Origin of the sequence: Natronobacillus azotifigens (assembly GCF_026805325.1) — a bacterium.
In the GTDB taxonomy this organism is placed as follows: Bacteria; Bacillota; Bacilli; order Bacillales; family Amphibacillaceae; genus Natronobacillus; species Natronobacillus azotifigens.
The window spans coordinates 181,743-192,166 of sequence record NZ_JAPRAT010000003.1 but is presented as its reverse complement, the minus strand read 5'-3'; the positions used below and the strand labels follow the sequence as shown (position 1 = coordinate 192,166).

11 protein-coding genes are annotated in these 10,424 nt (G+C 36.7%); 10 read left to right on the top strand and 1 reads right to left on the bottom strand.

What is annotated here, in order from left to right; genetic code table 11:
* Positions 1-193: 193 nt before the first annotated feature.
* Positions 194-1,330, top strand: coding sequence for a DEAD/DEAH box helicase (locus tag OWO01_RS03040; RefSeq protein ID WP_268778946.1), 1,137 nt, complete (start codon positions 194-196; stop codon positions 1,328-1,330).
* An 8-nt stretch (positions 1,331-1,338) separates the two neighbouring features.
* Positions 1,339-2,121, top strand: a complete 783-nt coding sequence (locus tag OWO01_RS03035; RefSeq protein ID WP_268778945.1) for a class I SAM-dependent methyltransferase — start codon at positions 1,339-1,341, stop codon at positions 2,119-2,121.
* Positions 2,122-2,218: 97 nt separating this feature from the next.
* Here OWO01_RS03035 and trhA read toward each other — a convergent pair whose 3' ends face one another.
* Entirely contained in the window at positions 2,219-2,866 is a 648-nt protein-coding gene (trhA, locus tag OWO01_RS03030) for a PAQR family membrane homeostasis protein TrhA (RefSeq protein ID WP_268778944.1), read from the bottom strand.
* Positions 2,867-3,034: 168 nt separating this feature from the next.
* On the opposite strand from trhA, the gene OWO01_RS03025 reads away from it, so the two are divergent.
* The 8 genes from OWO01_RS03025 (at position 3,035) to OWO01_RS02990 (ending at position 10,313) form a co-directional block, all read left to right on the top strand.
* Positions 3,035-3,379 carry an ArsR/SmtB family transcription factor gene (locus OWO01_RS03025; RefSeq protein WP_268778943.1) on the top strand — a complete coding sequence of 115 codons (345 nt, stop codon included), beginning with the start codon at positions 3,035-3,037 and terminating at the stop codon, positions 3,377-3,379.
* A gap of 42 nt (positions 3,380-3,421) precedes the next feature.
* Positions 3,422-3,841, top strand: a complete 420-nt coding sequence (arsC, locus tag OWO01_RS03020) for an arsenate reductase (thioredoxin) (RefSeq protein ID WP_268778942.1) — start codon at positions 3,422-3,424, stop codon at positions 3,839-3,841.
* A gap of 53 nt (positions 3,842-3,894) precedes the next feature.
* The gene (gene arsB, locus OWO01_RS03015; RefSeq protein WP_268778941.1) at positions 3,895-4,956 is read left to right on the top strand and encodes an ACR3 family arsenite efflux transporter; all 1,062 of its coding nucleotides are present in this window, start codon (positions 3,895-3,897) and stop codon (positions 4,954-4,956) included.
* Positions 4,957-5,528: 572 nt separating this feature from the next.
* The gene (locus OWO01_RS03010) at positions 5,529-6,059 is read left to right on the top strand and encodes a PD-(D/E)XK nuclease family transposase (protein WP_268778940.1); all 531 of its coding nucleotides are present in this window, start codon (positions 5,529-5,531) and stop codon (positions 6,057-6,059) included.
* 364 nt (positions 6,060-6,423) lie between these two features.
* Complete coding sequence (locus OWO01_RS03005) at positions 6,424-8,340, top strand: BglG family transcription antiterminator (protein WP_268778939.1); 1,917 nt, start codon at positions 6,424-6,426, stop codon at positions 8,338-8,340.
* A gap of 16 nt (positions 8,341-8,356) precedes the next feature.
* Complete coding sequence (locus tag OWO01_RS03000; RefSeq protein WP_272505980.1) at positions 8,357-8,698, top strand: PTS sugar transporter subunit IIA; 342 nt, start codon at positions 8,357-8,359, stop codon at positions 8,696-8,698.
* Positions 8,695-9,000 (top strand): PTS sugar transporter subunit IIB, encoded by a 306-nt coding sequence (locus OWO01_RS02995; protein WP_268778938.1) that lies wholly within the window; start codon positions 8,695-8,697, stop codon positions 8,998-9,000. Before OWO01_RS03000 ends, OWO01_RS02995 begins: the two co-directional genes overlap by 4 nt.
* Before the next feature lie 14 nt (positions 9,001-9,014).
* Complete coding sequence (locus OWO01_RS02990; protein ID WP_268778937.1) at positions 9,015-10,313, top strand: PTS sugar transporter subunit IIC; 1,299 nt, start codon at positions 9,015-9,017, stop codon at positions 10,311-10,313.
* Positions 10,314-10,424: the final 111 nt, after the last annotated feature.

The following is a 10,424-nucleotide window of genomic DNA, read 5'->3' as shown; positions in this document are numbered from 1 at the left end:
TGGGCGTGTGCGATGGAGTGAAGGCTGGTGAGTCATTTGTAACGCAAATCGAAAAGTTCGCACGCAAATCGGAAAAGTCGCACGCAAATTCAGAAATCACTCATCCAACTAACTAAGACAGTTTCAAGTCTCCAACCATTCTATGCTATACTAAACGCAAACCCTCTAGAAGGATTAAAGGAGTAAGACGTTTATGATTATTGATCGATTACAGCCATTTATGCAACAAACTTGGAAAGAACAAGGATTTAGTGAACCAACAGCGATACAAAATAAAGCAATTCCTGAGATCAGTGAGGGTAACGATCTGATCGCAGTTTCTCCTACTGGGAGCGGAAAAACGTTAGCTTATTTACTTCCCTTGATAGAAAAAATAGATCCAAATAAAAAACAGCTACAAGTGTTGATTTTAGCATCTTCTCACGAGTTAGTGATGCAAATTTATCGCGAAGTACAACTATGGACAAGTGGCAGTTCGATTGGTGCGACGACATTAATTGGGGGAGCAAACGTAAAACGGCAACTAGAAAAACTAAAGAAAAAACCACAGTTGATTGTAGGTACACCAGGAAGAGTCTTTGAATTAATCAAACAAAAGAAATTAAAGATGCATCAAGTCGAAAGTATTGTCTTAGATGAAGCGGACCAACTTTTTGTTCCAGAACATAGAGATAATCTTTCAGATATTATCAAAAGTACACCAAGCGAGCGCCAAATCGTTCTTTTTTCTGCTACGATTTCCAATCAATTTGCTAAAGAAGCTGAAGATTGGATGAAAAGTCCGGTTCATGTTCAAGTTAATCGCAACGAAGCAGGTACACCACCTGTCAATCACGGGTACGTTGTTTGTGAAGCACGAGAAAAGGCAGATTTATTAAGGAAGCTTACTCGTAATCATGAATGGAAAGCGCTTGTGTTCTTCCGGGATATTGGTAATTTGACTGTAATAGCAGAAAAGCTAGAGTATCGTGGGTTATCTGTAGCGATGTTGCATAGTGATGTGAAAAAACAGGATCGTGAAAAAGCAATCCGTCTTTTTAGCAAAGATGAGATACAGTTAATGTTAGCGACAGACGTAGCAGCACGTGGACTAGATTTAAAGCAGTTACAGCATGTAATACAATTGGACGTTCCTCGGAGTGTGGATCAGTATTTACATCGTTCTGGCCGTACAGGTCGTCTTGGTTCTACCGGTGGCTCCGTATTATCCATTGTTACGGTTCAAGAAGCAAAAGAATTGCAATCGATTGGGAATAAATTAGACCTTTCTATAGTGGAATACCATTTGCAGAAAGGAAAACTCACTCCGAAACATGAGACGAGTAGATAGGAACAAAAATGATCATTACTACAGCTAGCCGAACTACAAGTGATTTGCTGTCAAAAGCAAAAGAACTATCTCATACGTTTGATTTACCTTACAAAGAAAGAAATGGTGTGTCCGTGGAACAATTAAAAGCACATTATCAAACGGATGTAGTTGTCGTAGGAAAAGATCGGGTATTCATTTCTCCTATAAATGATGAATCAAAGCTCTTTTTTCATCCCAATTTAGCAATGGTTCGAGCCAAGCGGATATTTAATGGAGAAAAAGAACCTCTAATCGAGACTGCTCAATTAAGAGAGGGGATGTCCTTCTTAGACTGCACGTTGGGGCTAGCTTCTGATAGTATTATTGCAAGCATCGCGGTGGGTTCAGCGGGATCAGTTATTGGGATTGAGTACAATGATGTATTGCATCTATTAGCAAAACAAGGATTAGCATCTCATGTTAGTGGGAATCAACTGTTTGACCAGGCGATGAGAAGAATAGAAGTGATCCGTGACGATCATTACTCCTTTTTAAAGAAAGCCAAAACAAATTCGGTTGATATTGTCTATTTTGACCCAATGTTTTCTGCTCCAATCAATACTTCAAGTGGGATGAATTCAATCCGAAACCAAGCATCAAGCAATGATATAACAATAGAGATTATTGCAGAGGCAAAAAGAGTAGCGAGGAAACGAGTGGTTTTAAAAGATCATTGGAAAAGTGACCGGTTTACAAAACTAGGATTCACCCAACATAGAAGAAAAACCTCTTTGTTTCATTATGGGACGTTGGAGCTGGATGAACAGTAATAGGGATAAGTGTGAGCAGGGTCATGCCTCTCCTTATCCCTTTCTTACACCCTAGAGCAACTTCAAAAATAAAACCTATACTGATTAAGGTGTCCCTTTACTTAACTGGTAAAACATAAAGAAGCACACTAAAAAAATGTGCAATGGTACCAGCTAAAACGAATAGATGCCAAACCATATGATGATATTTAAACCCTCGCCATACATAAAAAACAGCTCCGAATGTGTATAGCACTCCTCCGATAACGAGTAACCGAACACCTTCAGGTGCGACTGCCTCTGTCATTGGTGTCCACGTGAAAACGATTAACCATCCCATAAATACATATAATAATGTAGACAAAAAAACAAATCGTTTTACGAAGAAAATTTTAAAGATTGTTCCACCGATAGCTAGCCCCCAAACGATACCAAAGAGTGTCCAGCCCAATCCACCACGTACAACTACGAGCAAATAAGGCGTGTAGCTACCAGCTATGAAAAAATAGATCGACGAGTGATCGAGAATTTCAAAAACATTTTTTGCTTTTCCTGGTGGAAGGCTATGTAATAATGTCGACGATGTATAAAGTAGAACCATCGTTACACCGAATATAGTAAAGCTAACGATATGCCAAGCCGTTCCTTCAAAGGAGGCAAACACAATTAATACAATAAGCCCGACTATACTTAATAGAAATCCAATACCGTGAGTAATCGAGTTTGCAATTTCTTCACCAAATGAAAATTTATGTGTTTCTCCCATGTCCGTTAATCCTCCTAGCTTAGCTTCTTGCTATTTCATAATTATGGAGGGAAGTAAGGAATAATGCAAGTCTATTGTTAAATCTATGTAAAAATAGTTCAATGGAATTGAATATATAAGTAAATAATTATATAATAATATTAAGAGGTATTTTGGGAGGATCTGATTATGGAAAAAACAATGTTTACGATCAATCAGGCAGCAACTATATGTAAATTATTAGGTGATAAAACACGAATGACAATGGTTAAGTTGTTGGAAGAAGATCAGTGCTGTGTTTGTGAGTTTGTAGAAATTTTTCAGATGAGTCAACCAGCGATTAGTCAACATCTACGAAAATTACGAGACAATGGTTTGATTCATGAAGAACGAAAAGGGCAGTGGATTTTTTATTCATTAAATACAGCAAGTGAAAGCTATCCTTTTCTTCAACACCTTTTGTCCGAAGTACCTAGCCAAGCAGATAAATTAACAGAACTAGCGGCTAAGGGCGGAAGAATTACTTGCTGTTAATGTAACGCACTTATAAAATTTTAAAAAAAAGGAGCAAACAACATGTCAAAAAAAATTATTTATTTTTTATGCACGGGCAATTCATGTAGAAGTCAAATGGCTGAAGGATGGGGAAAGAATTATCTATCAGACGAGTGGATCGTGAAAAGCGCAGGCATCGAAGCTCACGGTTTAAATCCAAAGGCTGTGAAAGCGATGGCTGAGGTAGGTGTAGACATCTCGAATCAAGAATCAGAAATTATTGATCCAGAAATATTAAATCAAGCAACATTAGCGGTTACTTTATGTGGTGATGCCAAAGACAAATGTCCGGTTACCCCTCCAAATGTAAAGAGAGAACACTGGGGGTTTGATGATCCTGCAAAAGCGGAAGGTTCTGAAGAAGAGAAATGGGCATTTTTCCAACGAGTTCGTGATGAAATTGAAGCAAGAATCAAACGATTTGCTGAAACTGGTGAATAAATGACGAAGCAGAGATCCATTGTGATCTAAGAAGATTGAAGGAGGCTAAATCATTGAGTAAAGAAAAATTAACAGGTATCAGTTTTTTTGAAAGGTATTTAACGGTTTGGGTACTTATTTGCATGGTAGTAGGTGTGTTGATCGGACGCTATTTACCAGCTATTCCTGACTTTTTAGGGGGATTTGAATATGCAGAAGTTTCGATTCCAATTGCTATTTTAATTTGGATTATGATTTATCCAATGATGATGAAAGTAAACTTTACTAGTGTGAAAAATGTTAGTAAAGATCGAAAAGGTCTATACATTACTTGGGTAGTCAATTGGTTGATAAAACCATTTACGATGTATGGGATTGCTGCATTTTTCTTCTTTGTTGTTTTCAGGCATTGGATTACACCAGATTTAGCACAAGAATATTTAGCGGGAGCAGTTATTTTAGGTGCTGCACCATGTACAGCGATGGTGTTTGTTTGGAGTCATCTAACCAAAGGAAATCCGGCATATACGGTAGTTCAAGTTGCTACGAACGATTTAATTATTTTAATTGCTTATACACCGATAGTTGCATTTTTATTAGGTGTTAGTGGGGTAGTAGTTCCTTGGGATACGTTAATTTTATCCATTGTATTATTTGTCGTCATTCCACTTGCGGCTGGTATCTTAACACGAGTTATGTTAGTGAACCGAAAAGGTGTCGATTATTTTGAAAATAAATTCTTACCTAAATTTAATAATACAACGATTGCAGGATTACTTTTAACACTAGTTATCATATTTTCCTTCCAAGGAGATACTATTTTAGACAATACGCTTCATATCGCTTTCATTGCGGTTCCGTTAACGATTCAAACATTTTTTATCTTTTTCCTTGCATATTTAGCAGCAAAGAAATTGAAATTAACGCATAGTGTAGCGGCACCTGCAGGGATGATTGGTGCATCGAATTTCTTTGAATTATCCGTAGCTGTTGCGATTGCTTTATTTGGAGTTACATCTCCAGTAGCTTTGGCAGTAATTGTTGGTATTATTGTTGAGGTTCCTGTTATGTTGATGCTGGTCAAAATTGCTAATCGCACAAAGCATTGGTTCCCAGCAAAACAAGAAAATTATTAAACAAGAAGCAGAGACCAGGTGCTAAACAGCATCTGGTTTTTTGATCTTATGGAAAGCGACCGTCTGTAACTGGAGTGCCATTCAGACGCTTTGTAGAAGCTCTTAAAGAACCGCTGGGTTTCTCGTTTTGTCTTATTGGTCTAGGAAATGAAGCATATAAATTTGTCGGTCGATTACTTTTCGGAACTGAGATAGCCAATCCATCCCGCTCCAGTTGCTACGTTATTAACCAGCTATCTACACTTACACGTCATAAAAAAATATGACTGCTTCATTTCAGATTTCGACTACAATTCTTAACGAATCTAATTCTATAAAAAAGTTCTCCGTATGACTATTTTTGTAATTTAACCTTATGTAACTCAGTGAAATCTAAAAAAGCGTAACTCGGTATGAAAAAAATACCGATCTTTTCAACTTACATAATCCTTATTTTCTGTTTCGACTATTCAGGATCAGCATGCTATGCTAACCAAAAACAGGAGATGAGGTTTAAAATGATATGCGAACACAAATGTCTGGATAATCATATAGAAACGATTTGTCATACACTATTTAATGATGAGGAAATATTGCTAGCATTCTTAAATGCTGCTCTTGAATGTCCAAAAGAGCAGCAGATAGTAACTATTGTAGAAAAATTTTGTTCATTTCCTATTCAATCAAACGTCTGGAACTGGCGTTTTAGGACAGCCTCTAAGGAGTTAATCACTGTAAACATGCAAATTCGCACCCCTGAATTTTACCATAAACGTTCATTGTACTATCGCTCATCCATGGATCAATGTCAAATTGCAGAACAATCAAAGAGATACAACACACAAAAAGTTGTTCAAATTAATCTACTAACATTTAATCTACTTCAAGAGTCCACCGATTTCCACACTAAATATTCCCTCTATCATGATCAAAATCGTCAAAGCCGTCATGATGTACATTATTTAGAATTAATGAAAATACCTAATACTTCTATCGATAATGCCTTATATTACTGGCTCCGTTTTATCATCTGTGTTTCTCTAAATAAAAAATCGAAGGAATATCAAGAGCTTATCAATCATGATCCCTTATTCCAAAGGGCGGCTTTATCTTTAGAAATATGATCGAAAATATGTACGGTGCTTCTTGTCATCTTAATTAAGAAAGAACATTTAGTAAACCTAGAACGAAACGGAGTATACTCGATTCCCCTCTTATTTACAGTGAGGCATGGTGGTGACAAACATACGCTTGTCACCACCATGTTTTCTTCATATACTGTTCATCTTCCCTTTTCTTAAAAAGGATCGAATACACTTCTCTAGCTTTCAGTGCATGTACAAAGATATATGTAAGCGCTTTATATTCAACCATTTTTTTGCACCCGAGTTGTTAAACATTGCTCTTTAATTCTTCGTAAAACCCCTATACAATGAGTTTATAAGATAATTATCTGATATACAGCTGTATCAAAGAAGGTGGAAGAACATGAGGACGCTCATATTATTAGAGATTCTAGAGAAACATGATCGACCGGTAAGCAAAACAGTTCTAGCAAAAAAAATGAACTTATCAGAGAGCACCATACGAAATATTGTCCGAGATTCCAATAAAGAGGGGGAAAAATCCGGTTTTCAAATTGAATTAATTCGAGGGCAAGGTTACGTACTTCATGTTAAAAACCAATCAAGTTTTGAACAATTTAGGAATCAAAACGAGAATTTAGATCGAGATGTTTACAACCAAGAACAACGAATCAACATGATTATTGCTTATTTATTGCAGGTGGAAGATTTTATCACGATTGATCAAATCGCTAATAGTATCGAAGTTAGCAGAAATACTATTATTAAAGATTTAAAAAAAGTAACGAAAATATTACAAGATTCTGATCTAACGTTGGAGAAGAAAGCACACTATGGGCTGCGGATAGTTGGAGAAGAGAGTGATTATCGAAGAGCATTTTCTAAATATGTATTAACAGACTACTATTTAACACCTATTCAAGAGTTTAAAGAGTTTCGTGACTTATTTGATCTCGATGAACTACGTACGATTGTTCATGATGCTTTACAAGCGAATGAGTTGAAAATGAATGATGTCGCTTTTGAAAATGTGGTTCGACATATTAGAATTCTTATTTTTCGAGCATTGCGAAATAATTTTGTTTCTTCTTATCAGCACCTTAAAGTAAAGCCAAGTAAGGTTTATTATCAAGTGGCAAACAAAATAATTGAATGGATTCATGGAAAATATGAGATCAAGTTACCAAGCAGTGAAGCAATGTTTCTGTCTGCGCATATTGAAGGGAAAACGTCTGTAGGTAATATTAATGATGAAGAAAAACAAAAAGTTGAAAAACAATTAAAGTTAATATTGAAAAAACTAGATAATGAATTTTCCACTTATTTTGAAAATGACCAAGTACTTCGGAATGACCTATTGTTTCATATGTTGCCATTAATGAAGCGACTCTATTACAATATGCAATTGGAAAATCCATTGGTTGAAGAAATTTATAGTAAGTATGCTAACGTATTCGTTATTGCTTTTCGCTTTAGTGAATTAGTAGAAAAGCAATATGGTTATCAGATGTCTCGAGATGAGATGGGCTATGTGGCGCTTCATTTCGCAGCCCACTTAGAGCGAATTAAGAGCTTATCATTAGGTAAGTATAAACGAATAGTTGTTATTTGCACAACAGGTGGTGGAAGCGCCGAATTACTTCGATTGAATCTAGAAAATATTTTTTCCAATGCATACATTGTCACCGCATCAATCAATAACTTTAAACAATACAAAAATGATCCGCCCGACTTATTTTTAAGTACTGTGCCGATGGAATCCACCTTCTGTAATGTGCCAATCATTCATATTAGAGAATGGATTGACGAAGAGGAGATGCGACGCATTAAAGATATTGTGTCGTTTCAAATTAAACACAAGAAATCGAATACTTCTTCGATTACTGGTTTGAAAGATTTGTTTCATGAAGATATCTTTCATCGTACATCATGTAAAGACAACTATCTTGAGTTATTGAATAAAAGGGCGCAGGAACTAGTGGACGCAGGGTATGCGGTGCAAGGTTTTCCTAAATCGGTATTAGAGAGGGAAGAAAAATTTACTACTGTATATCGAAATGGAGTTGCTGGTCCACATGCGATGAAATTAGATGCGATTAAGGATAGTGTAAGTGTAACTATTTGTGATGAACCGATGGAGTACCAAGGAAGGTCCATCCAAATAATCTTTCTCATTAATTTAAAATCGGGACATCTGTTTTTGCATAAGGAATTGAGTCGTCTACTTTTACGATTAATGGATAATGATCATTTACGGCAACGATTGATTCAAACGAAAAACTTTCGACAATTTATGGCTGAGCTAGAAGTGCTGATCTAAGTGTGGAGGGATAACAATGAAACTGGAACAGGAAATTATGCAGATTATTACGAATGGTGGTGATGCACGATCGAATTGTATTCGCGCAATTCGCACTGCTAGGGAGGGGCAACTAGAAGAAGCGGAGCAATTAATCGAGCAAGCAAAAGACAGCTTGAATAAAGCCCATCAAGTACAAACCAAATTAATTCAAGCAGAGATTCGTGGAGAAAAAACAGAAATTAGTTTGTTAATGGTGCACGCCCAAGATCATTTAATGAACGCCTTGACAGTTAAAGAACTTGCTGTTGAGTTAATTGAAGAAATTAAGCATAGAGTCCAATTAGAAAACCAATGGAGAGGGAGCGAACAACGATGACAAAAAGAATTTTACTAGCGTGTGCAGGTGGCTTTTCAACAAGTATGTTAGTAGAAAAAATGAAAGAAGCAGCTGCTAGTCAAGGGGAAGATGTGTTTATCGATGCATGCAGTGAAGGAAAGATTAGCGAAAACTTACCGACAGATGTAATATTACTTGGGCCACAAATGGGTCATATTGAAGGGGAAGTAAAACAACTGGTCAACAACGAAGTTCCTGTGGCAACAATCGATATGATGGACTATGGCATGATGAACGGAGAAAAAGTATTAACGGTAGCATTAGATTTAATCAATGACTAATAGGAGGTAATCTTATGAGTAAGGAAGGAACAATGCGAGTTAAAGTTCAAAAATTTGCTTCAGCTATACAAAAAAATCGTTATGTGAATAGCGTTTCTAATGGATTAGCATCCGTTCTACCGATTATCCTTGGGGGGGCAATTTTTACATTAATTGATACAATTAACATCCCCGCATACCAAACATTTTTAGAAAACACCGGATTGAAAGCGTTAACATCAATTCCGCCAGCTATAACGATTGACTTACTGGCAATTTATGCGGTTTTTGCAATTGCTTATAAAACTGCCAGCCAATTTAAAGGTGATTCCTTTTCAGCTGGTGTTGTAGCACTAATGAGTTTCTTAATTGTAACGCCATTAGGTATCCTAGATGATGGGGAAACGATGGCATTGAGTTATGAATGGCTCGGAGCTACCGGTTTGTTTGTCGCTATTTTTGTGGCTGTTCTAGTAGGAAGGTTAAGTACGTTAATATTGTCTAAAGGGTATTATATTAAAATGCCAAAAGGTGTGCCGCCAACCATTGAAAAGTCTTTTGCTGCGCTAACGCCGGCATTTGCTGCAATTATTCTTATGTTAATTGTACGTGGATTATTTGAACTTACTCCTTATGGGGATGTTCATGAATTTATTTATACACTTGTTCAAGCACCATTAGTAAATTTAAGTGGGAACTGGTGGGCATACTTGATTGTAGTGTTTGCGATGAGCTTATTATGGTTCTTTGGAATTCATGGTACAATTGTTGTAATGAGTGTTATGATGCCGATCTGGGTTGGTCTCCGTTTAGAAAATTTAGCAGCTTATCAAGCTGGTACAGAGTTACCTCATATGATACCAGGCGGGTCGTTCTTTATGGTTTATACAGCACTTGGCGGTACAGGTGCTACAGTAGGCTTAGCAGTCTTACTATTAAGAGCTAAATCCAAACGATATAAAACATTAGGTAAGTTAGCGATTGTTCCTGGTATTACTGGTATAAATGAGCCTATAATGTTTGGTGTTCCTTTAGTACTAAACATGAAACTTTTACTTCCATTAATTTTAGCACCATTAGCTGTAAGTATTGTTGCGATGATTGCAACATTTGTTGGGCTTGTTCCTCCATTAAGAGGAATAGGTGTTCCACTTGGCACTCCTATCTTTATTAGTGGATTTTTAGAAGGTGGTTGGCGTGTCGCTATCCTTCAAGCAGTACTTTTGGTTGTCTCATTAGTAGTTTACTACCCATTTTTTAAATCTTTGGATAAAGAAGCAGTGCGCGTAGAAGGAGAAGATGAGAATAACGGTGGGGACAAAAAAGCTGTATGAGTTTAACTTAGAAACCCCCGTTCTACATATATATGTAGAACGGGGGGTTTTTCTATTTAGCATAGTCATGGGAGTTTTTCATTGGTTCGCAAGCTCATCTCGATTCTTTTT